Origin of the sequence: Propionispora hippei DSM 15287, assembly GCF_900141835.1 — a bacterium.
Taxonomy (GTDB): domain Bacteria; phylum Bacillota; class Negativicutes; order Propionisporales; family Propionisporaceae; genus Propionispora; species Propionispora hippei.
In genome coordinates this window covers 15,106-39,181 of sequence record NZ_FQZD01000008.1, presented here as the reverse complement: position 1 = coordinate 39,181, position 24,076 = coordinate 15,106, and the positions used below count along the sequence as shown (strand labels likewise).

General features: G+C 52.1%; 20 protein-coding genes, 1 pseudogene and 2 riboswitches. All 21 genes and pseudogenes read right to left on the bottom strand.

Annotated elements, in window-relative coordinates; genetic code table 11:
• Positions 1 to 196: 196 nt before the first annotated feature.
• Positions 197 to 2,776, bottom strand: coding sequence for an ATP-dependent chaperone ClpB (gene clpB / locus F3H20_RS05700; protein ID WP_149733990.1), 2,580 nt, complete (start codon positions 2,774 to 2,776; stop codon positions 197 to 199).
• Between the two features lie 173 nt (positions 2,777 to 2,949).
• Entirely contained in the window at positions 2,950 to 4,413 is a 1,464-nt protein-coding gene (locus F3H20_RS05695) for a methyl-accepting chemotaxis protein (RefSeq protein WP_149733989.1), read from the bottom strand.
• Positions 4,414 to 4,539: 126 nt separating this feature from the next.
• Positions 4,540 to 5,826: a homocysteine synthase gene (locus tag F3H20_RS05690; protein WP_149733988.1), complete on the bottom strand. Its 1,287-nt coding sequence runs from the start codon at positions 5,824 to 5,826 to the stop codon at positions 4,540 to 4,542.
• 221 nt (positions 5,827 to 6,047) lie between these two features.
• Complete coding sequence (locus F3H20_RS05685) at positions 6,048 to 6,254, bottom strand: YezD family protein (protein ID WP_091748197.1); 207 nt, start codon at positions 6,252 to 6,254, stop codon at positions 6,048 to 6,050.
• Between the two features lie 57 nt (positions 6,255 to 6,311).
• Positions 6,312 to 6,485 (bottom strand): YezD family protein, encoded by a 174-nt coding sequence (locus F3H20_RS05680; protein ID WP_223191639.1) that lies wholly within the window; start codon positions 6,483 to 6,485, stop codon positions 6,312 to 6,314.
• 85 nt (positions 6,486 to 6,570) lie between these two features.
• A riboswitch (SAM riboswitch) is annotated at positions 6,571 to 6,673 on the bottom strand.
• A gap of 290 nt (positions 6,674 to 6,963) precedes the next feature.
• Positions 6,964 to 7,896: a cysteine synthase A gene (gene cysK, locus F3H20_RS05675; protein ID WP_149733987.1), complete on the bottom strand. Its 933-nt coding sequence runs from the start codon at positions 7,894 to 7,896 to the stop codon at positions 6,964 to 6,966.
• A 474-nt stretch (positions 7,897 to 8,370) separates the two neighbouring features.
• Entirely contained in the window at positions 8,371 to 9,513 is a 1,143-nt protein-coding gene (locus F3H20_RS05670) for a trans-sulfuration enzyme family protein (protein ID WP_149733986.1), read from the bottom strand.
• A 106-nt stretch (positions 9,514 to 9,619) separates the two neighbouring features.
• Positions 9,620 to 9,722, bottom strand: a riboswitch (SAM riboswitch).
• A gap of 66 nt (positions 9,723 to 9,788) precedes the next feature.
• The gene (locus F3H20_RS05665; RefSeq protein ID WP_149733985.1) at positions 9,789 to 10,832 is read right to left on the bottom strand and encodes a zinc-binding dehydrogenase; all 1,044 of its coding nucleotides are present in this window, start codon (positions 10,830 to 10,832) and stop codon (positions 9,789 to 9,791) included.
• A 307-nt stretch (positions 10,833 to 11,139) separates the two neighbouring features.
• Positions 11,140 to 11,661, bottom strand: coding sequence for a nitroreductase family protein (locus F3H20_RS05660; protein WP_149733984.1), 522 nt, complete (start codon positions 11,659 to 11,661; stop codon positions 11,140 to 11,142).
• A gap of 274 nt (positions 11,662 to 11,935) precedes the next feature.
• Positions 11,936 to 12,124, bottom strand: a pseudogene (locus F3H20_RS05655) (PLP-dependent transferase); the annotation flags it as partial.
• Entirely contained in the window at positions 12,125 to 12,325 is a 201-nt protein-coding gene (locus F3H20_RS05650) for a hypothetical protein (RefSeq protein WP_149733983.1), read from the bottom strand.
• Between the two features lie 47 nt (positions 12,326 to 12,372).
• Positions 12,373 to 12,756 (bottom strand): NifB/NifX family molybdenum-iron cluster-binding protein, encoded by a 384-nt coding sequence (locus F3H20_RS05645; protein ID WP_149733982.1) that lies wholly within the window; start codon positions 12,754 to 12,756, stop codon positions 12,373 to 12,375.
• A 54-nt stretch (positions 12,757 to 12,810) separates the two neighbouring features.
• Entirely contained in the window at positions 12,811 to 13,578 is a 768-nt protein-coding gene (locus F3H20_RS05640) for an ABC transporter permease (RefSeq protein WP_149733981.1), read from the bottom strand.
• Between the two features lie 43 nt (positions 13,579 to 13,621).
• Entirely contained in the window at positions 13,622 to 14,704 is a 1,083-nt protein-coding gene (locus F3H20_RS05635) for an ABC transporter permease (protein WP_149733980.1), read from the bottom strand.
• A gap of 14 nt (positions 14,705 to 14,718) precedes the next feature.
• Positions 14,719 to 15,603 carry an ABC transporter ATP-binding protein gene (locus F3H20_RS05630; RefSeq protein ID WP_149733979.1) on the bottom strand — a complete coding sequence of 295 codons (885 nt, stop codon included), beginning with the start codon at positions 15,601 to 15,603 and terminating at the stop codon, positions 14,719 to 14,721.
• A 159-nt stretch (positions 15,604 to 15,762) separates the two neighbouring features.
• Entirely contained in the window at positions 15,763 to 16,689 is a 927-nt protein-coding gene (gene cysK / locus F3H20_RS05625) for a cysteine synthase A (protein ID WP_149733978.1), read from the bottom strand.
• A 23-nt stretch (positions 16,690 to 16,712) separates the two neighbouring features.
• Positions 16,713 to 18,218 (bottom strand): nitrogenase component 1, encoded by a 1,506-nt coding sequence (locus F3H20_RS05620; RefSeq protein ID WP_149733977.1) that lies wholly within the window; start codon positions 18,216 to 18,218, stop codon positions 16,713 to 16,715.
• 18 nt (positions 18,219 to 18,236) lie between these two features.
• Positions 18,237 to 19,574 (bottom strand): nitrogenase component 1, encoded by a 1,338-nt coding sequence (locus tag F3H20_RS05615; protein ID WP_149733976.1) that lies wholly within the window; start codon positions 19,572 to 19,574, stop codon positions 18,237 to 18,239.
• Positions 19,575 to 20,106: 532 nt separating this feature from the next.
• Positions 20,107 to 21,423 carry a nitrogenase component 1 gene (locus tag F3H20_RS05610; RefSeq protein ID WP_149733975.1) on the bottom strand — a complete coding sequence of 439 codons (1,317 nt, stop codon included), beginning with the start codon at positions 21,421 to 21,423 and terminating at the stop codon, positions 20,107 to 20,109.
• Positions 21,423 to 22,889 carry a nitrogenase component 1 gene (locus F3H20_RS05605; protein ID WP_149733974.1) on the bottom strand — a complete coding sequence of 489 codons (1,467 nt, stop codon included), beginning with the start codon at positions 22,887 to 22,889 and terminating at the stop codon, positions 21,423 to 21,425. The genes F3H20_RS05610 and F3H20_RS05605 overlap by 1 nt, the downstream gene beginning before the upstream one ends.
• Positions 22,890 to 23,005: 116 nt before the next feature.
• Complete coding sequence (locus F3H20_RS05600) at positions 23,006 to 24,058, bottom strand: ABC transporter substrate-binding protein (protein ID WP_149733973.1); 1,053 nt, start codon at positions 24,056 to 24,058, stop codon at positions 23,006 to 23,008.
• Positions 24,059 to 24,076: the final 18 nt, after the last annotated feature.

Genomic DNA, 24,076 nt, shown 5'->3' with positions numbered 1-24,076 from the left:
TTAATTTACGACCATTTTCGTCCGACATAAAACACCACATTTTTACAAAAGTATTCATTGTTTCACAATATCCAACCTTAATCTACAGAACATTTATCATATACAACAAAAAAACGACTTATTTTCAAAAAAGTTTTTGAAAAAATAAGTCGTTTTTATCTATTATTATTGTTAATCTTACAGCTAAAACCGGCTATTACCTGCCCTCAACTGTCAGCTTCCCGTCAACCACCGACAGTTGCACCGTTCCTTCTTCGGGAATCTGGCCGGTGACGATTTTCTTGCCCAGTTCAGTTTCTACTGTACGGCTGATCAGCCGTTTCAAGGGTCGGGCACCGAAGGCCGGGTCGTAGCCTTCCCGGGCAAGCAGCGCTTCAACGTCTTCGTCCCACTCCAGGGTAAGGTTAAGTTGTTTTTGCAGCCGCTGCTTTAGATTCTGCAGCAGCAGGCCGGCAATGGACCGGACTTCCTTCGGCGTTAACGCCTTAAAGACGATGATGTCGTCAATGCGGTTTAAAAATTCGGGCCGGAAATAGCTTTTCAGAATGGTAAAGACGGCTTCCTGCGCAGCGGCGCCTTCTTTTTTCAGGATTTCCGCCGACCCCAGGTTGGAGGTCATAATAATGATGGTATTCTTAAAGTCGACCGTCCGTCCCTTGCTGTCGGTCAAGCGGCCGTCGTCCAGGATTTGCAGCAACACGTTAAAGACATCAGGATGGGCCTTTTCGATTTCATCGAGCAGCAGCACACTGTAGGGACGCCGCCGTACTGCCTCGGTCAACTGGCCGCCCTCGTCGTAGCCGACATAGCCGGGCGGTGCGCCGATCAGACGGGCCACGGCATGTTTTTCCATATACTCGCTCATGTCAATCCGGATTAAACTGCGTTCGTCATCGAACAGCACCTCGGCCAGCGTCTTGGCCAGCTCGGTTTTCCCAACGCCGGTCGGTCCCAGGAAGATGAAAGAACCAATCGGACGGTTGGGGTCCTTGATGCCGGCCCGGGCCCGGATAATGGCCTCGCTGACAGCTTGCACCGCCTGATCCTGGCCGACTACCCGCTGATGGAGAATGGTTTCCAGACCGGCCAGTTTCTCCCGTTCGCCGGCCAGCATGCGGCTGACCGGAATGCCGGTCCAGCGGCTGACGATTTTAGCGATATCGTCTTCGTCCACTTCTTCTTTGAGCAACACCTGCTGGGTCCGTTTCTGCGCCAGCGCAGCTTCTTCCTGCTGCAACTCCTTTTCCAGCGCCGGCAACCGGCCGTATTTCAGCTCGGCCAGCCGGTTCAAATCATAGGCCCGTTCGGCATTTTCCATTTCTGTCCGCACGGCTTCCATTTGCTTTTTCAGTTCCCGCAGCTTGACAATGCCCTGCTTTTCCACATCCCACTGGCCGCGCAGGCTGTCGGCCTGAGCCCGCAGTTCTCGCAGCTCCGCCTCGATACCGGCCAGCCGGCTGTGAGCCGCTGCTTCCGTCTCCTTGCGCAGGGCCTGTTCCTCAATCTCCAGTTGCAGCACCCGGCGGGATACTTCGTCCAGTTCGGCCGGCATGGAATCAATTTCGGTGCGCAGCTTGGCCGCCGCTTCGTCAACCAGGTCAATGGCCTTATCGGGCAAAAACCGGTCGGCAATATAACGGTCCGACAGCGTCGCCGCCGCAATCAGGGCCGCGTCCTTGATCTTCACCCCGTGGTGGACCTCATAGCGTTCCTTTAAGCCCCGCAAAATGGAGATGGTATCTTCCACCGAAGGTTCGCCGACCATGACCGGCTGGAAGCGCCGTTCCAGGGCCGTATCCTTTTCGATATGGGCGCGGTATTCATTCAGTGTCGTAGCCCCGATACAGCGCAGTTCCCCTCTGGCCAGCATGGGTTTTAAAATATTGCCGGCATCCATGGCGCCTTCGGCGGCGCCGGCTCCCACCACGGTGTGCAGTTCATCAATAAACAGGACGATACGGCCCTCGGCCTGTAAAATTTCATCCAGCACATTCTTCAGACGTTCCTCAAATTCACCGCGAAATTTCGCACCGGCCACCAGGGAGCTTAAATCCAGCGAGTACAGGATTTTGTCCTTTAAGCTTTCCGGCACATCGCCGGCCACAATCCGCCGGGCCAGCCCCTCCACAATGGCTGTTTTGCCGACACCGGGCTCCCCGATAAGCACCGGGTTATTTTTGGTGCGCCGCGAGAGAATTTCCACCACCCGCCGGATCTGCTCGTCGCGGCCGATCACCGGGTCCAGTTTTCCTTCCCGCGCCAGCGCCGTCAAATCCCGGCCGTATTTCTCCAGCGCCTTGAACGCCTCGTCCGGATTATCACCGGTAATGCGCCGGCCCTGACGGTAAGCACTGACCAACTGCTGCAAACGGCTGCGGTGCAGGCCGAACTTCCGGCACAAATCCACCACATCGCTGTCGCCGTCATCGGCCAGCGCCATCAGCATATGTTCGGTGCTAATATATTCATCCTGCATATGGGCCGCGATCTCCTCAGCCAAAGCCAGTACGCGGAGCATGGCTGTATTCATCCTGAGCCCGCTTTCCTGGCCGCGAACGGCAGGCTGTTGTTTAAGCAAGGCTTCCGCCTGTTTTTGAAAAAGCTTTGTGTCCACCTGCGCTTCCTTAAGGAGGTGCGCGGTCATGCCGTCATCTTCTTTAAGCAAGGCCAGCAATACATGTCTTGTCGTCATTTCCTGGTGATAATACCGGGCGCAGATCTGCTGCGCGGCCGACAGAACAGCCATCGCCTTCTGCGTATATTTTTCCTGATTCATGACAGATACCCCCTCGTGTAACCTCTGTTTATATATATATGTTACATTTATAATGTAGCAAAAAATTCCCAACTATACAAGGAAAATATTTGACCTTTTGACCTTTTGATTCAAATAAAAACAGAGGTATTAGGACGCGTTTTCGCGCGGCTACCTCTGCTCTCGCTGAAAAATCAGGCTACACTTACATCGGCCCCCAGCACACCGATACGGCCACCGGCGCCGCTGATCGGCACGGCGATGGTGACGCAGGGCTTGTGGGATATGGCCGACACATAGGCAGCCGACACATAGATTTTTCCCTCCGCCGCTTCCTGGAACCATTCCCGCGATCCGGCATTGGCAATGCCGGCCGGTGGCAGGGAAACAATAAACTCGCCCTCCAGATTGTTGCTCCAAATGGCTTCCAGGTTAGCATGGGTTTGTAAAAAGCCGGACAACACCGTTTTATGTACGGCCGGCTCCAGACTGAGCAGCGACTGTTCCCGGGCAAGGGCAGTCAGCTGCTCCTTTAAACGCTGAATCTGGTTTTGCATCTCCGGGCTGATAGTTACCAAAGTGATCTTCTGGGTTGTATCCACCAACGACTTGGCGACCTTGGCCAGCAAATTACCCATGTTGCGTGTTTCCGCCAGATGGCGCTCCTGATCGGCAATAGAACCGACCACTTCATCAATATGGAGCGCCGCCTGTTCGCACATCTGGGCCATGTCATTCAACGTATCCGAGGCGCCGGTGGTTGCGGCCAACTGTGATTGCCGGGCCGCGCTGGCTTCCGACAGTTGATCTTCAATTTGGGAGCTGGCCGCCAGGATTTCCTTCAGACTGCCGTCAGCTTCCTGCATCGCCTTGACGCCGTTTTCCACCGACTTAGCCCCTTCCTCGACAGCGGCAGCGGCAGCAGCCACGCCTTCGTCAATTTGGGCCAACAGGCCATTGGCCGATGAAGCGGCTGTGGCACTGGCTTCGGACAGCTTCTGTATTTCCTGGGCCACCACAGCGAAGCCCCGGCCGTGCTCGCCGGCCCGGGCCGCCTCAATGGCGGCGTTCAGGGACAAGAGATTAGTTTGCGTGGATATTCCCTGAATGGCGCCCAGAAAACTGTCAATTTCCCGCGCCATTTTGGTTAGATTCTGGATACAGGCTTCAATTCTGGTCGAGGACTGCTGAATGGCTGTCATCGCGTCCGATGCCTCCAGCACTGCCTGGCAGCCTTGCTCGGCGGTATGCCTGGTTTTAATGCTGTCCTGATGAATACCGCCGGCCACCTGCGTAATGGTTTGCGCCGTCTGGACCACCTGTTCGATTTCCTGTTTGGCCTGGGAGGCTCCGTTCAGGAGACTGGCGGCCAGCTTCTGCGTGCCGGCAGTCTCCTGATGAATCTTACCGCCCAGCGTATCGGCATTGACAATGGCCTTGTTAACCTGTTTTACGGCGGCCATCACCTGGCTGGACGCCACCTGCGACTCCTGAGTAAAGCTGCGGATCATCTCCGCCATGGCCTGAATATGCCCAGCCAGTGGCTGCAGCTCCTTCGGATACTCCTCCGGCTTTAACTCGCCTGCTATATTCCCGGCTGCATATTGACTCGTCTGTTCGGCTAATTGCTGTAACCCCTTGCTGCTAAACCACCGCATCGTCGCCGCCTCCTCAAAAAAATAGAGCCACTTCTCCCCTTAGAGAAATGGCTCCTTTGCCAAAATTTATATTCTAAATTCTAGCGAAATGTTCTCTTTTTGTCAATGAAAAACCAAGAAACAATGCTATTTAGCTGCTTGCAGGGCCTGTTCCAGATCGGCAATAATATCCGCTGCATCTTCAATACCAACCGAGAGACGTATCATGTCGTCCGGTGCGCCGGCCGCTGCCCGCTGTTCCGAAGTCAGCTGCGAATGGGTAGTGCTGGCCGGGTGGATAACCAGCGACTTGGCATCGCCCACATTGGCCAGAATAGAGAAAAGCTTGAGCGAGTCAATGAACTTCTTACCCGCTTCCAGGCCGCCCTTAATGCCAAAGGTTAAGATAGCACCGGCCCCTTTCGCCAGGTACTCCTTGGCCAGTTCATGATCCGGATGGCTGGCAAGGCCCGGATAGCTTACCCACGATACCTGCTCATGACTTTCCAGGAATTCAGCTACTGCCAGAGCATTCTGGCTATGCCGTTCCATTCTGAGATGCAGCGTTTCCAGACCCTGCAGGAATAGGAAGCTGTTGAACGGGCTTAGGGCAGCGCCTAAATCGCGCAACACCTGAATGCGCAGGCGGGTAATGAATGCCGCTTCGCCTAACGCCTCGGTATAGCTCAGGCCGTGATAACTGGGATCGGCATCGCTGAGCAGCGGGAACTTGCCGTTGCCCCAGTTGAACTTACCGCCGTCAATTACGATACCGCCCATCGAACTGCCATGACCGCCGATAAACTTGGTAGCCGAGTGAATAACAATATCGGCACCGAATTCAATCGGCCGTGACAGGTAAGGCGTGGCAAAGGTACTGTCAATAATCAAGGGGATACCATTTTCATGGGCAATAGCCGCTACGGCTTTAAAATTAAACACGTCAATTTTAGGGTTGCCGATGGTTTCACCATAAATGGCCTTGGTTTTCGGCGTTATGGCTTTACGGAAATTTTCCGGATCGCTGGGATCGACTAAGATCACGTTAATACCCAAACGAGGCAGAGTGTAGGTAAACATATTGTAGGTACCGCCGTACAGCGTTGATGAGCTGATAATTTCATCACCGGCCTGGGCAATGTTGAAAATAGCCGCGCTGATAGCAGCATGGCCGGAAGCAAAGGCCAGAGCGCCAACACCGCCTTCCAAGGCCGCTACCCGTTTTTCAAATACGTCGGTGGTGGGATTCATGATACGGGTATAAATATTGCCCGCTTCCTTTAGACCGAATAGATTGGCGCCATGTTCGCTATCGCGAAAATTATAGGATGTGGTTTGATAAATCGGAACCGCGCGGGAACCTGTGGTTGGGTCGGGTTCTTGTCCGCCGTGGACAGCCACTGAGTCAAATTTCAAGTTTTCCGGTAATGCCATAATATGTACCCCTCTCTATTCGCTATATTGTTGTGATAATAAAAAAGCCAAGGAAAGCACTCGAGGTGTTTCCTTAGCCTTCAGTCTTTCTGATCAGCTTATTCACTATCTTCTTTTGTTATAAAATACCATGAAGCCCTCAGCAAGTCAAGCCTTTTTTTACCAGTCTTTGCCCGGCCTCGGCCAGTCCCCGCCGCCTGTAATATTTTATCGGTTTATCGTTATATTCCGTCACCATAAATCCCTTCAACACCGGTAAACCGCTGTTTTTCGGTCCGGTCAAGCTGGGTGACCTTGCCGTCCTTGATCACAATGACCACCTGGCCAAATTTCAGTCCGTCCACAGCCTCTGCGATCCGTTTGCGCAAAGCCTGCGATTTAGCCTGATTGGCCGCCTCCTGTGAAACTGCTTCCTTTTTTGCAGGCATAAATCCTCGCCGCCTCCCCCCGCTGCTAACTATATCTTTTCCATTGCCTTTATCGTATCAGCATAATCTAATTTTCTCGACCCGCTCAATCTGGATAATACGGGAGTCCTGGACGATTAAGGTAACTGAACCGTGCAATGTGCTATTAATAACCTTTTCAATTTGGTCCATAACCGACTGGGGCACAACTTCTTGCTGCACCGCACTTGCGTTCTTTTTTGTATTTGCCATGCTCACACCTCTATAAGCAGTTTGTATCGGCCGGGTTGAAACTAAGAAAACCCTTTCCAAGGAAAGGGTTTGGGGTCATACTTTCCTCTCATCGCCAGGATTAATTATCCTGCTGGAATTAGCACCACTGCATTGCTGCCGGTTGCCGGGTTTCTTCGGGCCAGTCCCTCGACCTCTCTGGATAAGAGCTACTTTATCAACTTATATGAAATAGTATCATAGGGTAATAACAGTGTCAATAACTATTTACCGCCAAGCAAGCAGACCAGTTTTCTGTCTCAGCGCACGCTAAGCTGCTTACAGGTAGTATATGTCCGGTAAGTTTGAATCATGCCATTCCCGGTAGCCGTTCTTAAAATAAGAGGGAAAAGCAGAACCTCTTGCGAGAGCCGGCCACCGGTATAGAAATAAGGCTGGAGTTTGCGCCGTCGTAGTGCAAACTCCAGCCTTCGTTATGTCCGATCAGCCGAGCCTACTATTATTCTTCAAATAAACTTGTCGACAGATACCGTTCACCGGTATCCGGCAAGAGCACCACAATGGTTTTACCTTTATTTTCCGGACGTAAAGCCAGTTGAGTTGCCGCATAAGCTGCCGCACCACTGGAAATACCGACCAGCAGGCCTTCGGTTCTGGCCAGTTCCCGGCCAGTAGCAAAAGCATCCTCATTGCTTACCGGAATAATTTCATCAATGACGTCTTTATTAAACACGTCCGGCACGAACCCGGCGCCGATACCCTGAATTTTATGGGGTCCCGGTTTACCGCCCGACAAAACAGGCGAATCCTTCGGTTCAACCGCTACAATTTTAACGTTAGGATTTTTTTGCTTCAATACTTCGCCAACACCGGTAATGGTGCCGCCCGTACCTACACCGCCGACAAAAATATCAACCTTGCCGTCGGTATCGCGCCAAATTTCTTCAGCCGTGGTCTTGCGGTGAATAGCCGGATTAGCCGGATTTTTAAACTGCTGGGGAATAAAGGCCTTCGGGTTTTCCGCCACAATTTCTTCGGCCTTTTTAATAGCCCCCTTCATACCTTCCGCGCCCGGCGTTAAAACAAGTTCGGCACCTAGCGCTTTAAGCAGCTTTCTTCTTTCAATACTCATAGTTTCCGGCATGGTCAGCACCAATTTGTAGCCCTTAGCCGCTGCGACAAAAGCCAGCCCTACACCGGTATTGCCGCTGGTAGGTTCAACAATTAAAGTATCTTTGTCAAGCAGGCCTTTTTCTTCCGCATCGGCGATCATGGCATAGCCGATCCGGTCTTTCACGCTGCCCAAGGGATTAAAATATTCCAACTTGGCAATAACAGCTGCCTCATACCCTCTGGCCTTACGGTAGTTGTCAAATTCCAACAGCGGAGTGTTACCGATTAATTCGGTTAAATTCTTTACAATACGTGACATAGTAAATACCCCCGTTTATATTTTAAATTTACATGATAATGTATCAAACCCAAGTTATAGTTATGCACGGACAAATACGGCCCATACCAAATTTTTAGTTTGATCCGGCGTATAAGCCGCTGTCGGTATGGTCAGGAAACGCCACATAAACAAAAAAGGCCAAAGAAGCTGCAGCAAGCATCTCCTTTGGCCTTCAGTTTTTCTGATCAGCCTACCATTCAAACCAACTTGTTACTTACATGATAGTACCAATGACAGGCGATGTCAAGATTTTTTTGCCATTAGGTAACCGCTGATTAATTCACACTGCGCATCCTGACGGATCTTTTTCCGCCCGGCTGCGTCGGCAAAATCTTGCAGTAGGGACTGCTATTCCTGCGGTTTTACTTCCTTGCCAGTCGAAAAAATCTCCGCAAATTTAATTTGCACTTTCAAAGTTGATGGAGCACTAGTTTTCTCCATTTCTTCCGGCCGTTACCCTTTATTATGCAACGCCTGCCGCAAATCCTCAATTAGATCTTCCACATCCTCAATCCCTACGGAAAACCGCAAAAGGCAGTCCGAAACCCCCAGCCGGTCCCGAACCTCGGGCGGCACATCAGCGTGTGTCTGAACAGCCGGGAAGGTAATCAAAGATTCCACGCCGCCCAGACTTTCGGCGAACTGAATCAGCCTGACCCGGGACAGCACCTGTGGAACCAGCGAAGGACAGGCCACATCAAAAGAAAGCATGCCACCATAACCGGAGGCCTGGGCATCCTGAATAGCTTTACCCGGATGATCTTCCAGGCCGGGATAATAGACTTGTTTGACTTGCGGCTGAGTTTGCAGCCATTTGGCAATGGTAAGCGCATTGGCACTGTGTTTTTCCATACGTAAAGCCAGCGTTTTAATGCCCCGCAGCAGCAGCCAGCTATCCTGCGGTCCCAGAATGCTGCCGGTTGAGTTCTGGATGAACCGTATCCGTTCCCCCAGCTCCGCAGTGCGGGCAACGACGGCACCACAAACGGTATCATTATGGCCTGACAAATATTTTGTCCCACTGTGGATGACAATGTCCGCCCCCAGAAGTAAGGGCTGTTGGAAATAGGGGGATAAGAAAGTATTATCCACAATCGTATGAATATCACGCTGCGCCGCCATACAGGCAATCGCTTTGATATCGGCAATTTTCATCAGCGGATTGGTCGGCGTTTCAATTAAAATGGCCGCCGTATTTTTTTGAATTGACTCCTGGACTTCTGTCAGATTGCTGCTGTCAATAAAGCTCACCGTAAAACCCAGATTGGCGAAAATCTGGTCCAACACGCGATAGGTACCGCCATAACAATCTTCGGTAACGATAAAATGACTGCCCGGCTTATATAACAACAATACCGCCGTCACAGCGGCCATGCCTGATGCAAAGACATAGCCGGCAGCACCGCCTTCCAGGTCGGTAATAGCCTTCTCAACCGCTTCCCTGGTTGGATTCTGGGAACGGGAATAATCATAGCCGGTGCTTTCTCCTAACGCCGGATGGCGAAAGGTGGCATTTTGATAAATTGGTGTGCTGATCGCACCGGTGCGCGGGTCGGCCCCCACGCCGCAATGAACTATTTTTGTACTCAGTTTCATAATATCCCCCATTTAAACTAAAATCGTAAATTATTTTTATTATCCCTTCCGGCATAATAAAAACCCCTCTCCGCAGAAAGGGGTTTTACTGTTATAAAATACCCTTCCCTCATCTTCCAGGAAATCATTCCTGCTGGAGTTAGCACCACTGCATTGCTGCCGGTTGCCGGGTGTCATCGGGCCAGTCCCTCGACCACTCTAAATAAGAGAATTTAACGTTATGTAGATGTATATTGTTTTTCATTCTACCGCAGAAGCAAATCACTGTCAAGAGGTTATGCCTCCATTTCCCGCCCAGGTACCAGCACCACTTTTATAGCTTGTCCCTGTTTGATCACCGCATAGGCCTTATCCCATTCAGCGAGCGTAAATTGATGGGAAACCAGTTCCTGCGTTTTTACAGCGCCTTCACTGATTAGTTGAAGGGATGGTTCCCAGTCAAACGGATTCTGGCTGCGGCTGCCAATAATCCGCAGTTCCTTTTGAATGATCTTGTCAAAGTCGGCCGGCAGCTCGGCTGTGGGAAAAACTCCGGCCTGCACGTAAGTTCCCTGCTTGCGCAGAAGCTCCAGTCCCATAGCCACCGAAGGCGGCGCCCCGGTACACTCAAACACGATATCTGCCCCATAACCCGCCGTCGCATCGACCACAAGCTGCCGCAGATCCTGCCGCTCAATATCCACGGCCTGGTTTATCCCTACCTCCCGCGCTTTTTCCAGTCTGACCCTATCTTGCGACAAACCGGCGATAATCACCTGAGCACCAAGGCGGCGGGCCATTTGCGCCGTCAGCAGACCGATCGGCCCCGGTCCCAGTACCACTGCCACATCCCCCGGCTGCACGCCGGCTTTAGTGGCAATATGATGAGCGCAAGCCACTGCTTCGGTCATCGACGCGGCTAAAAAGCTAACGTTTTCCGGCAGCTTATGAACGCTTGCCGCCCGGATCACCAGATATTCGGCAAACGCACCGTCTACCTGGGTACCAATCCCCTGGCGCCGGCTGCACAGGTTATACTGTTTTGTTTGGCAATACCGGCATTCACCACAGGCGACTGCTGTTGTTTCCGCCGTCACCCGGTCACCCACCTGAAAGCCGGCAACTCCTGCGCCGAGAGCGGTGATTTCCCCGGAAAATTCGTGTCCCAGCGCTACCGGTACGGCTACTTTGTATTTCCCTTCATAAGTATGTAAATCAGTGCCGCAGATGGCGGCATAGGCCACTTTGATTTTCACCTGCCCCGGACCGGGCTCCGGTTCCTGTTTATCCACTACCTGTAAATGGCCATAGCCGGTTTCCCGTTTTACCAATGCTCTCACCCATACCACTCCCTTAATCCGCTATGAATGTAAAAATAAAAAAAGGCCAGGACAATCCCACTAGGATTATCGCAGCCTTCAGTAGCTCTGATCAGCCAATACACTCTTTTTACTTATCATTATAAAGTCAGGAGTGATTTTGTCAAGAAAATACTCCCGGGCTTACAAAGGCTATCGCGGTGGCAACCGTAAAATAACGATGCAAAAAAAGCTAACAGCAGTCCTTACATAAGGCATGGCTGTTAGCCTTCATTCTCTGTTCAGCCTGCTTTGTCTATGTAGACCAGATCCTGCAGGAAAATCCGTTTTAGCGGTAGCTTTCGTAAAACACAATATCTTCTAATGGCTTGCGCTGCGTCGCGTGTCGGTCCGGTGAAGCCGCATCGCCGTCGGCGTAGCCAATGGCCAGAATATTGATCGGCTCCACATCTTTCGGCAGCTTAAATTCGTCGTGGATTACCACCGGGTCAAAATGGCATACCCATAAGGTCCCCAGCCCCAGTTCCGTTGCCTCCAGCATAAGCTGGGTGGTAACTATGGAGGCATCAATATCCAGCGTGTTTTTCCCATCGTACTTTCTAACCCAGGCTGCCGGTTTTTCGCCGCAGACAATAATCGCCAGGGGCGCACCAAAGACATTGGCTCCTTTTTTCAGCCTTGCCAAGCCCTCCTTTTCTCTGACGATCACCAGTCGCTGAGGCTGCTTGTTGGCGGCGGTGGGCGCCACCCGGCCTGCTTCCAGTATTTTCAGCAGTTTGTCTTCCTCCACCGTTTTTTCCTGATATTTGCGTACAGAATATCGTTTTTTAGCCAACTCCAAGAAACTCATTGCCGACCATCCTTCCTCGCCTGCCGGGATTCCAATCCGGCCATGCTGTGTTGTTTCTCCCGGTCAATGCCTCCGTTTACGGGGAAAAGGCCAGATTAACGTTCAAAAGAAAATTAACCTGACCTTTGGCATATTTACCAACCAGTCCCTTTATTATATTAAATTATACTGAAAACCATACCGGAAAACAAGCTATCCCTGCCACACCTTTCCCGTTAGTTACCTTCCGGGCCTGCGAAAAGTCACGTGGCCGGCGCGTACTGTCAGCCTCGGCTTATTGCTGGCTGACTTCCAGTGCTTTTTCCAGATAATATAGCAAGTCGTCAACATCCTCCAGTCCGATGGACAGGCGGACCAGATCCTCCATAACCCCGCTCGATAGCTGCTCTTCCACAGTCAGTTGCTGATGCGTGGTGCTGGCCGGATGAATGACCAGCGATTTGGCATCGCCCACATTGGCCAGCTATTTGCCAAAGCTGACCCATCCATTTATCTTTGCCGGGATTGCCTTTTTGTCTGACTTGCGGCAACTCCCGTTCTCAGCAGCAATACGGCTCTGTTTGCTGTTATCTTTATTTTCTTGCGGCGGTAATTGGGCCTGCTGTTCTTGTAAACTGCGGGAACGCCGGGCTGCCTCAATCGTCAAATCATATAACAACCCCATGGGAACTCCTCCTCTTAATAAATTTATACCCTGCGTTGTGTTAACGGCTACCAGTATTGTCCCAGGCCGGAAAACTGCGCTGTCCGGCGTTTGGTACGATACAGTTTCTTTTTTTGTAGCCAGGCAATACGGTTAAGCACTGCCTCAATTTCTCCTTCGGCCACATAAGTCTCCATACCCCGGTAACCCAGCATGACGGCAGCTCCCGGACCGATCTGCTGTGCCAGTACCATATTACAATCGGCAATGCCTTCCAGCAGATTAAGCAGCATTTCCTTGTGGTTGGCATAAGCCGGTCTGTCCACATCACGAACGTCATCCAGGTAAAACCGGTCTTCCATGAGTCTGAAAATCCAGAACTTATCGGTAGTGGCAAAGTGCCGGTTAATATACCTGCCATCAACACTGGCCACCGCAACAAGAAAAGCCACCGTCTGTCACCTCCACAAAATGCTGCCCATCAAGCGTCCTGCACCGGAATTGACTTAGTCAATACGCCAGACAATTAGCCTTTTTTCCATAAAGACCAGTACCGTGTCAATGGCTAACCCAAGCAGGGCAATCACCACGGCACCGGCAAAAATCCAATGAATATTAAAGTTTTCCTGACTGTACAGGATGAACCAGCCCAGTCCCGAACTGGCCCCCATCATTTCCGCCGCAATCAACAGGAAAAATGAATAGCCGGCACTAAGCCTTAGGCCGGTAAAAATGGCCGGTGCCGCCGCCGGCAGCACAACCCGGAAAAAAATTTGCCGGCGCTTCAGGCCAAACGACAACGCGGCTTTAAGCAGAGCCGGCTCTACCTGGCGCACACCGTTCATGGTGTTAAACAGTACCGGCCAAAGGCAAATCCAGGCGATAATGGTAAGCTTCGTGGCTTCGCCAATACCTAAAAACAGGATAATGACATGGAACAAAATAAACGGATTGGCCTGGGCGGCAAGCGCAAATAACGGCTCCAGGACCAACTCCAGCTTAGGAAACCAGCCACCCATCACCAGCCCCAGGGGAATGGCAATAGCCGCAGCCAGCGCAAAACCGCCCAGCGACCGTTCCAGGCTGATCGCAATGTGAGGGAGCAAACTGCCCGCCAGCAGCAAATCCCAAATGGTCGCCAAAATGCCGGATAGCGGCGGAATAAACATATTGTTAACCAGCCCCAGGCGGGCGCCGGCCTCCCAAGCGACTAAAAACAGGCAGACTGCGGCTTTATCCGTTAGCAGCCTTTTTGCGTGGCTTATCACTGTCATACAGCACCTCCTAATTGGATTTTCCCTCTGACAGGAAGCCGTCTTACGGACTTTCAGGCTTGTCGTTCACGGCATCCTTATCCCCACCTTCCTGTTCGGCGCCATGGCCCGGCATCGACATATGGTGGTTATGCCCTTCCGGCGGCGCAGCGTTTGCCGCCCCGTCGTCCGGTTGGGTATGATGATGGCTATGCTGTTCCGCGGTAAAACCTGAGGCGGCGGCTTGGCTGTTGACCCTGGCTACTTCCTGGCCGCCAAAAAACAAAATCCCGATCAGCACGCCTGTTATCATCGGCAGGTAATAGGTATTCCCGGTAGCCGGAATCTGCCGTTCAGACCTCTGGTCCAACAAAGCAGGCGGTGTTTGCCAAAAAAAGCTGTCCCGTTCCAATTGCAGAATGAATTGATTGATGCCAATGCCTAACAAAATAATAAAGCCACCGCCGGCATACATCCGGGGAATTTGGTAGTTCATGGCCGAGTTATGCACCAGCCAGCCCATGCCGGCACTGGCTCCCAGCATTTCCGCCGCCACCAGCATAAACACCGCCATTTGCGTGCCGACCCGCAGTCCCGTGATAATGGTCGGAAAGGCAGCCGGCAATAACACGTCCCGGGCCATTCTGAACCGCGATACATGCAGGGAACGGGCGGTCTTCACCAGCAAAGGGTCTACCGCGCGGATGCCTGTGATGGTATGAAATAAAATCGGCCACACTGTGACCAGCGAAATTATGGCCAGCTTTTGCGCTTCCCCAATGCCAAAAAACAGAATAAACACCGGTGCCAGGGAAAAAGGATTGACATGGCTGAGCAAACGGAACAGCGGATCAAGCTGCCGTGACAGGCCGGCAAACCAGCCTTCCAGAATAAAGGCCAGCGGTACTGCCACCGCCACCGCCAGCAGCAGGCCGGTCAGAACACGCCAGAGGCTAACCACCAAATGGCTGTATAAACTGCCGTTCAGGCCGAGTTGCTTTACAGCCTGCAGCGTAGTGGACAGCGCCGGCAGGAACTGGGCATCGGCCCAGCCCAAACGGGGCGCGATTTCCCAAAGGGCCAGCAAGGCCAAAACCCCCGACCAGCGGAGTAAAACATAGCGCAGCTTAGCTGTGGTCAAATGCATACCATTCCCTCCGCTTATAAGGCTGCCGACGACGAAATGGCTTCGGCAATACTTTGCCCGGCAACCGGCCCGCCTGCTCCGGCAGACTCATCATTTTGCAGCAACTGCCAGATCTTATGGCGAATCCAGCCAAATTCGGCTGAAGAACGGATACCGTCCCGGGGCCGGGGCAGGTTAATATCCACAACCTCTTTGATCGTACCGGGATTGGCCGTCATAACCGCTACTCGGTCCCCTAAAAATACCGCTTCGTCAATGCCATGGGTAACAAAGATAATGGTTTTCTTGGTTTTTTCCCAGATTCGCAGCAGTTCCTCCTGCAGCGTCTCCCTGGTTTGGGCATCCACTGCCGCAAAAGGCTCATCCATTAACAGCACTTCCGGATCATACGCCAGCGCCCGGGCGATGGCCACCCGCTGCTTCATCCCGCCGGACAGTTCATGGGGGTACCGTTCCTCAAAATTCTTCAGGCCAACCAGTTCAATATATTTCTGGCTGATTTCCCGGCGCTCCTTAGGCGGCACTTTTTTCACTTCCAGGCCAAACTCGACGTTTTTCCGGACCGTTCGCCAGGGAAACAAGGCATATCCCTGCAATACAATGCCCCGGTCCAGGTCCGGGCCGGTAATGAGGCGGCCGTCAATAAAAATCTCTCCCGAACTGGGTTTGGCCAAGCCTGCCACCATATCAAGGAATGTTGATTTACCGCAGCCGCTGGGTCCGACAATCACCAGGAATTCGCCCTGCTTGACTGTAAGGTCCAACTGCTTGATAGCCTCAAATTCACTAAGTCCGCCGTCCCCTTTTTGCTTAATGGTATATACCCGGCGGATATTGCGGGCTACAATCTTATCGTCGCCGGCCGACTCTTGACTCTGCGCTTGTATATTACCGGACATTTTCCTTCCTCCTCATGGCGCTGCTGCGCCTTTTTATTTACTTTAAGAAAACATAGAGGCCAAGCTCCGTTCAGGAACTTGGCCTCTATGTTTCATAGTCGGACAAGTGTGCAGCCCTATGTTTATCCAAAATGCTCTCTTCAAAATGACGGTTGTTTTTTAATCCTGAAATAACACGGTGCTAATATAGCGCTCGCCTGTATCAGGCAGGATAGCCACAATTAATTGCCCGGCATGTTCCCGCCGTTTGGCCAGTTGCAGGGCGGCAAAAGCCGCTGCGCCCGAGGAAATGCCGACCAGGATGCCTTCCTGCCGGGCCAGGTCCCGTGCTGTTTCCACGGCTTCCTCATTTTTCACCTTATAAATCTCGTCAACAATATCCAAGTTCAGTACACCCGGCACAAATCCCGCGCCAATCCCCTGTATTTTATGGGGCCCCGGCTTACCGCCGGAAAGCACCGGCGAATCAAAAGGTTCTACGGCAATAACCTTCAGCGTAGGTTTACGTTTTTTCAGCACTTCCCCAATCCCGGTAATGGTTCCTCCTGTGCCCACGCCGCCGATAATTACATCCACCCGGCCGTCGGTATCGGCCCAGATCTCTTCTGCCGTTGTTGCCCGGTGAATAGCCGGATTGGCCGCATTGTTAAACTGTTGGGGAATAAACGAGTTCGGTATTTGCGCCGCCAGTTCCTCAGCCTTGCGGACAGCGCCTTTCATGCCTTCCGCTCCCGGGGTCAGCACCAGCTCTGCGCCATAGACCTTTAACAGGCTGCGCCGCTCGGTACTCATGGTTTCCGGCATAGTCAGAATCAGACGGTAACCTCTGGCAGCGGCAATAAAGGCCAGGGCGATGCCAGTATTGCCGCTGGTCGGTTCGATAATAACCGTATCCTTACCGATCAGCCCTTGCTCTTCCGCGGCTTTCAGCATGCTAAGGCCAATCCGGTCTTTCACGCTCCCGCCGGGATTAAACAGTTCCAGTTTGGCAACCACTTCGGCACTTTCGGCCGTTACCACCTTGTTTAACTTGAGCAGCGGCGTACCGCCGATCAGATCGGTTACACTATTCGCTATTTTAGCCATATTCCCACTCCTTATCTCTTTGTTCAAGCATTGCTTTCATCAATATACGAAAAGGCATCCTTTTCATACCAGTCATCCCGGTACGGCAGACGGACATTTTGCCCCAGGCTCCGGTTAAACGCCGGATTCCGGAGAATTCTGGCCAGCCGGCGGGCAAATTCAAATACGCCGGCATACCCCAAAAAGAGCTGGCTCTGGTGAAAAAGAGGAATAACGGGAATACCCTGTTTGGCGGCCCAGGCATTGGTGCCCACATGGCCGACATACACATCGGGTTTCAGCCTGTGTACCAGGTTTGCCATTTCAAAGGGCTGCCCGGTAGCGACATTAAAGGGAATCTGCTGGATAGCCTCCTGTTCACCCAGCATTTCATCGCCGAATTGATCATAATGGTAGGCCCGCAGCCCAATGACTTCCAGCCCTAAATACTGGAGCAGTTCGGCATTGGCCACGACACGGATTTCCCCGCCGCCGACCAGCACCCGTTTGCCCTTGAACAACTCCCGGTAAGGGGCTAGGGCTTCTTCCAACTGCCTGACCTCCTGCTCAATAAACCGCGCTGCCTCTTTTTCCATACCAAAAAATTCGGCAATGTCCTGAATCCAGCGATTGGTGTATTTTACACCGATCGGAATGGTCCGGAGAATAAAGGGAATATGGTATTTCTCTTTCAGATGTTCAACAAAATAGTCGTCATGGGTTGCGCAAATACTTACATTTAAGGCCGCTTCAGTCGCTTTTTTAAAATCCTCGGGATGAGCATAACAGGGCAGAATGTTGAGATTCAAATCCAGCGCCTGCAGCAGCCGTACCAATTCATATTCGTCAATGCGGCTCATGGAAGAAACATTTAATACGTTGACCGTGCGGCTGATGCGGTACTTTTCCAGAAATATTTCCTGTTCATCCCGCTCCAGCCGTTCATCGACCGGATCAGGTTCAATCAAATTGCGCAATATGCCGTGATAGACGGCGTCGTAGGCGCTGGCCATAATTTTCGTTTTAAAGCCTTCACAATGGACCGGCACAATTTTGGCCTTTACTTCCTTTTGCACCTGTTCCACCACACTGTCGACATCATCGCCGATAATGGCCGGCACACAACTATTTACAATGATAATGGCGCTGGGGCGGAATTCCTGTTCAGCATGTAAAATAGCCTCACGCAAATTGTCTTCGCCACCGTTAATAACTTCGGCTTCTCTTAAATTGGTATTCACCCAGATCAGACCCCGGGCACTGCTATCACGCAGTTGCTGAAACCCCTTGTTAATGCCCGCCTGCGCCAGACTGCCGCCACCGCAGCCCACCGGACCATGAACAATCACCACGGCATCGCGGATGGTATTTAAAATCGCCAGGCTTAAATTCAACTGACAGCCCTGGGTCTGGGCGAATTTCCGTTTGATCCCGTTGAGACAACCCTTTTTTGATTGATCTACCAACCGGTCGCTCGGTCCACCGTAGGCATTACAGGCCTTTAAGCGGTCCTCGCGCACCGGGGGCGCTTTTTCCTGTATATAATCCATTGATACCGGCTCCCTTCCTTATCGATTGCTTACCAATATTCCCAGTACATCCTCGGTCAACCGCAAGGCCCCGCTATACCCGGCATAAGCCCGGTCCAGCACTACCCGGTTGGAGATGGGATAGGCCACACTTAAATGAGCGGCCCCCAGGGTATCGGCAAAATCTTTTTCCAGGCTGCTGCCAAAGACAAACGCCGGACTAAACGAATCAAAATATCGGTTGTTCCGGTTCCGGGGCCAGGCCTTGCTAAAATGCTTGCCCACACTGGCCGTATCGGTATCGAATATCACTTGCGGCTCAACCCCGTACAACCCCTGAAAGCGCTTTCTTACCGACTCCTGTTCCGCCTCCTCCAGATCATCAGTGATTACCACCAGCTCCGGCAGCCAGCCCAGGTCATCGGCCAAAAATTTGGTTAACGCCGACGCATAATTGGCATCGGCTACGACTACGCTGTAGCGCTGAAAATCAAGATCGTTATACACATCGGCTAACCGCACCAGGTAATCATAATAACACTTCTTTTCACCGGCAATGATTTTTCCCAGCTCCTGGCCGGGAATATCCAGCGCTTTGCCGACGGTGCGCAAAAACTCCTCCGTGCCGGTTGGCCCGATGGGCAGCGGGGCAATCACATAGGGCACGCCATGCACCTCTTCAAATACCTTAGCCGGTTCCACGCCGGACACATCGGATACAACAATATTCAAGCGGGCTGCCGCCGCAGATTTTAGGTTTTCCAGTGTTTCCCCTTCGCCAAAAAAGGTGTTGACCTGATAGCCCAGCTTCTGAATCAGCGCTTTCAAGACCTGCAGGTTGCCTTTCCAGAATACATCCTGCACCGGAACCAGGCCAAACAGGTTCACCGTCTTCTCTTCCTTCACCGGATTAGAGGTAACAAAATCACGGAATAATTTGCTGAGAACAATATCATAGCCCTGATACGAGTTGCCTTTGAACCCGCCTGTCTCGGCCGCCAGCACCGGTTTTCCCGCCTGGCGGAACCGATTGGCTACGGCAACGGCGTCATCACCGATAATATCCACCATACAGCCTGTTACAACAAAATATAAATCGCCGTCAACCACTTCCAGCGTGCTGGCGATCTGTTCCTCCAGACGCTCCTCGCCGCCAAAGACAATGTCCTTCTCGTAGATATTGGAGCTGGGCAAGGCCTGGCCGGCACAGTAACTGCTGCCCAGATAACCGGCGGCTCCGTTTAAGGCATTGGTAAAGTTGCCGCCGCAGCCGGCAGCGGCATGCAGGATGGATATGGTCCGCGGCAGGGCATTCAACGTGGCTACCGCACCGCCCATGGTGCACAAATAACGCGGCCGGTCAATAAATTTGCTCATATACTTGCCTCCCAGATAAAAGTAATCGGGTTAAAACAAAAAAGGCAAAGAGGATTCCGTAAAGGATTCTTCTTTGCCTTCAGTATGGATATACTGACCAGTCAACTATCATAGCCGGCGGCTTGGCAGTCGAGTCTTCTTTTTCAAGACCGCTGCCCTGCCGTCATCACTTCGTTATTCACTTAATGAATACCGTGCACTTGCTCAGAACTTTGCCGCTATCGCGCAAAGTCCGGCACGGGAGTATGAAAAAAGCTAAGGCATACCCTAGTGAGGGTACTAACCTTAGCCTTCAGTTATTCTGATCAGCAAATGCTCTCATTCATTATTTTCTTTAATTATAATGATCCCTATTTATTTGTCAAGCGAAAATATTGTCTGCCGGGTACCGGACCGGCGGTCCACAGCCTGTCATAACAAACCGGTCTTGTCAGGAATGATAAAAATGGGAAGCCGGCCCATGTACAATGCAAGACCTTTGTGGAGGGTAGCCGGCTTCCCAAATATAGAGGAAGCAACGTCAAAAAACCGGTTACTGAAAATCTTCCAGTACCAAGGAATAGATATCCTCAACCAGCCGCAAGGCCCCTTCATAGCCTACATAGGAGCGGTTTAGCACCAGGCGGTTGGTAACCGGTGTGGCCAGGGAAAGCTGATAGCCGTTAATTTCCCGCGATAAAACACGGTCCCAGGCGCTGCCCAGGATGAGGGGCCGGCTGCGGAAGGTAAGCTTGCGGATATCTTCATGAATTTCACCGCCGTCATTGCTGAAAATCACCTTCGCCTCAATGCCGTCCTCAAATTTTTTAAATTCCTCCGTTATGCTGTCCTGGTATTCTTCGGCAACGCCGTCGGTGATATACTGGGTTTCCGGCAGCAAACCCAAATCATTGATTAAAAAACGGGCTACGCCAAGCGCGTAGAAACTGTCGGCAATGGAAACAAACCGCCGGGGCATCATCTGCGTTTCCAGCAGGGAATCGGCAGCCCGGTCAATGTAATAGTAGTAATCCTGCTCCAGTTTGTTAATGATTTTTTCCACCCGTTTGCCTTCAATTCCGGCATAGGTTCCTACGGTGCGTAAAAAGTTCGCCGTTTCGGTCGGCCCGATCGGCAGCACCGGATAATGCAGATAAGGCGTGCCAAACTTTGCCTCCAGATGTTTTACATTTTTGAGGCCTACCCAGGGAGAGACCAGTAAATTAAACTGGGCTTTCGGTACCCGCTGCAAGGCCTCCAGCCCGTTGCCCGGACCGAAAATAATGTTGGGCGTCAGACCCAGCAGCGCTACCAGCTTTTCAATCTCCCGGAGGTTCCCCACCCAGAAAGGGTCCTGGTAAGGCACAACAGCCCAGATGTTCACCAACCCGGCCTCTTTTTCCGCGGCCGGCTGCAAATACTGTTCAATAATCGCATCCAGCACCAGCTCATGGCCAAACAAATTACTGCCTTTAAAGCCGCCTGTTTCCACAGCCACCACCGGCTTGCCCTGTTCCTGAAACCTGCGGGCCACTTCGCTTACGTCGTCGCCGACAATATCGGAAGTACAGCCGGTCAGAATGACAAACAACCCGGCATCAATGACTTTAAGAGCATTGCCCACAATATCGCGCAGCCGGTCATCGCCGCCAAAGATGACTTCCTTTTCCCCGATATTGGTGCATGGCACCGAGTGGCCGCCGACATAACCCGACCCCTGGCAGCCATTAGCCGAGCCCAGGGTCCGCCATAACTTCTGACCGCAGCCCGGTCCGGCATGCAAAATAGGCGCTGCCTTTTCAATAGCCAGTACCGACTGATAGCCGCCTAAGGCGCATACATGGCGTACCTGCTCTACAAATCGCGACATTATCCCACCTCATCCTGTAAAAAAGTAAAGCTGTCCTGCTCCATCCACCAGTCGGTATAAGGAAGGGTGACCCGGGCTGACAGCTTTTGGACAAAATTACGGTTTGTCAAAGCGTCCAGCACCCGAAAACCAAAATCCACCAGTCCCTGATAGCCATAGGCGGTATATTCGTCACCAATCATAATCGACGGAATGCCCAGTTTTGTAGCCCAGACTGTCATGCCCGGATGGCGGCCGATATATAAATCAGGTTTCAGTTTATTAAGCAGATTCATCATTTCAAACACCTGCTGATCGGCCACGCTAAAGGGTATGTCCTCGGTTCCTTCCAGCAAATGCCGTACCGTTTCCGGCGACTGGCCGCTGTCATATTGTGGATCGTAGTGCCAGGAGGCTCCCCAGATAATCTCAACGCCCAGTTCCTGCAGCGTCCGGATATAATCATGGGCAAAGCTGGGGCCCATACCGACAACCGCTTTTTTACCTTTGAGTTTTCCCCGCAGTTCGGCCAGTTCTCCGGCGATGCGGTCCTTTTCTTCCTTAATATAAGCTTCCACGGCCGCTTCCTTGCCGACAATTTTCCCCAGTTCCCGGAGCCAGTTGTCCGTCCCTGTTATACCGTGAGGCTGCAACGCTTTCACATAAGGAACCCCGTATTGCTGTTCCAGGGCATTGCCGAAGTAGCCCCCCAGCGTGCCGCAAATACTGATGGTCGCCACCGATTCGGAGGTTCGCGCCAGTTCGTCTATCGAACTATAGGGCACCATAAATACCGGCTCCAGACCGAACTGGGCCAGCATAGCCGTAATCTGTTGACGGGCGCTGCCCCGGAAATTGATCAGGTTGACCTTATTGGTTTTCTTTTCCGGCGGTTTGACAATTCCCGTTAAGATGGCATGAAAAGCCGCGTCAAAGCCGGAAGCCCAGATTTGTGATTTAAACCCTTCGCAAAAAACGGGCGTCAACGGCACCGGAATCTCTTCTCTCAATTCATCCAGCGCGCTGATAATGTCCTCGCCGATAATGCCTGATACGCAGGAGGTGGTAACAAAGATAGCCTTCGGCTGAAACCGCCGGTAGGCTTCCCGCACCGCGTCTTTCAATTTGGCAACCGCCCCGAAAACGGTATCCTCCTCCACCATATTGGTATTAAGAATATTGATATTCCGGTACTCCAGACCTCTGACCTTACGACCCCATTTATCCTGTTCATTGGCCCCGGCACTGTCGCCGGCACAGCCGATTGGCGCGTGATTGACCACCGCCGCATCAACAATGCCGGACAAGTAGTTTTGCGCGCAGCCGGAGCTGCAGGCACTGGCCTGGCTGAAGCACCTGCCTTTATTTTGCAATGAACAGCCTGATACACGGGTTCCCAAATCCCGGATAGTACCCTGATAACCGGTAATGGAGCCCAGACGGTTCTCCCGGATGGCTACTTCGGGAAGCTCTAAATTAATCGCCATAGCTAATGGCACCTCCTCTATCCACTTCACTAAATATACTGTCATGGCAGTCACCGCTGCGGGCAACCGCCATGACACCGCTTACTTATACCCCGGCAGGCCCTCCCTGCCAAGCATCAACTGTCAAACGAATGAATCACCAAATCGGAAGCCTTCACCTTGCCTTGCGGAATAACCTTATTGGCTTCCAGGTCCTGAATCCAGGGTACAATTTCTTCTTCCACTATTTTGGTATCGGTAGCATAATAATGAGTGGCATTAACCGGTACATGAATCCAGTCCTCCGTCATTTTGCGGGCCTCTTCCGGATTGTCATTCGCCCATTTTTGGGCCTTGGCAATGGCTCTGGCGAATTTTTTAATGATTTCCGGATTTTTGTCAATAAAGTCGGTGGTAAAGTAGTAATACCCTACGCCACCGCCTACACCCAAGCCGGCATCCAGGCTGTCGGCTATTTTGACCATGCCGGCATCTTCCATGGATTTATAGTAAGGCGGATGCACCCCGGCCACACTGACCAGGCCCTGCTTCAACGCCTGTACGGCCTGCACGTCCGGCATGGATACCCATTCAATTTTGCTCCGGTCCAGTCCCTGTTTATCAGCTATTTGGCCGGCTAAAAAGTCGGCGCAGATGTTCTTGGTAATCGTCGAAAATTTAACTGTCCCTTCTTTGCTGTTTACATCTTTAAATGAATGGATATGGCCATCCTTTTGCGGATTGACATACCAGAACATATGGCGAAGTTTGGGGTCCTGGTCGGGGGTAGGATCAATCCCGGCCCGGACAACGCCCTTAATTTTCGCGCCGCCGGCTATCGCCACGGCCAGGGTATTGGGATGGGCCGATCCTACATCATTGTTGCCATTGAGCACCGACGGGATTTGCTGGGCCGGCTGTGTATCGCCGGTATAGACAATCTTCAGTCCTTCTTCGGCAAAGAAACCCTTTAAATCCGCCACTACCCAGGGGGTGGATTCGCAGTTGGTTTTTGACCAGGTCTTTATGGGGAATAAGTTATCCTTCGCGTCGGTTGTTTGCGCACTTTTAGCTCCTCCGCCACCGCTGACCGGTTTATCGGCAAAGTTAGCACCATAGGCGATACCGCCGATAATCGCCAATCCTACCAGGCCGGCAATAATACTTTTCACTGTCTTTTTTTCCGCCATATTTCTTCATTCCTTTTT

Coding starts and splice junctions, on each gene's coding strand:
- clpB (WP_149733990.1), bottom strand. CDS start 2,776: ATGAATCAGGAAAAATATACGCAGAAGGCGATGGCTGTTCTGTCGGCC.
- F3H20_RS05695 (WP_149733989.1), bottom strand. CDS start 4,413: ATGCGGTGGTTTAGCAGCAAGGGGTTACAGCAATTAGCCGAACAGACG.
- F3H20_RS05690 (WP_149733988.1), bottom strand. CDS start 5,826: ATGGCATTACCGGAAAACTTGAAATTTGACTCAGTGGCTGTCCACGGC.
- F3H20_RS05685 (WP_091748197.1), bottom strand. CDS start 6,254: ATGCCTGCAAAAAAGGAAGCAGTTTCACAGGAGGCGGCCAATCAGGCT.
- F3H20_RS05680 (WP_223191639.1), bottom strand. CDS start 6,485: ATGGCAAATACAAAAAAGAACGCAAGTGCGGTGCAGCAAGAAGTTGTG.
- cysK (WP_149733987.1), bottom strand. CDS start 7,896: ATGTCACGTATTGTAAAGAATTTAACCGAATTAATCGGTAACACTCCG.
- F3H20_RS05670 (WP_149733986.1), bottom strand. CDS start 9,513: ATGAAACTGAGTACAAAAATAGTTCATTGCGGCGTGGGGGCCGACCCG.
- F3H20_RS05660 (WP_149733984.1), bottom strand. CDS start 11,661: ATGAGTTTCTTGGAGTTGGCTAAAAAACGATATTCTGTACGCAAATAT.
- F3H20_RS05650 (WP_149733983.1), bottom strand. CDS start 12,325: ATGGGGTTGTTATATGATTTGACGATTGAGGCAGCCCGGCGTTCCCGC.
- F3H20_RS05640 (WP_149733981.1), bottom strand. CDS start 13,578: ATGACAGTGATAAGCCACGCAAAAAGGCTGCTAACGGATAAAGCCGCA.
- F3H20_RS05635 (WP_149733980.1), bottom strand. CDS start 14,704: ATGCATTTGACCACAGCTAAGCTGCGCTATGTTTTACTCCGCTGGTCG.
- F3H20_RS05630 (WP_149733979.1), bottom strand. CDS start 15,603: ATGTCCGGTAATATACAAGCGCAGAGTCAAGAGTCGGCCGGCGACGAT.
- cysK (WP_149733978.1), bottom strand. CDS start 16,689: ATGGCTAAAATAGCGAATAGTGTAACCGATCTGATCGGCGGTACGCCG.
- F3H20_RS05620 (WP_149733977.1), bottom strand. CDS start 18,218: ATGGATTATATACAGGAAAAAGCGCCCCCGGTGCGCGAGGACCGCTTA.
- F3H20_RS05615 (WP_149733976.1), bottom strand. CDS start 19,574: ATGAGCAAATTTATTGACCGGCCGCGTTATTTGTGCACCATGGGCGGT.
- F3H20_RS05610 (WP_149733975.1), bottom strand. CDS start 21,423: ATGTCGCGATTTGTAGAGCAGGTACGCCATGTATGCGCCTTAGGCGGC.
- F3H20_RS05605 (WP_149733974.1), bottom strand. CDS start 22,889: ATGGCGATTAATTTAGAGCTTCCCGAAGTAGCCATCCGGGAGAACCGT.
- F3H20_RS05600 (WP_149733973.1), bottom strand. CDS start 24,058: ATGGCGGAAAAAAAGACAGTGAAAAGTATTATTGCCGGCCTGGTAGGA.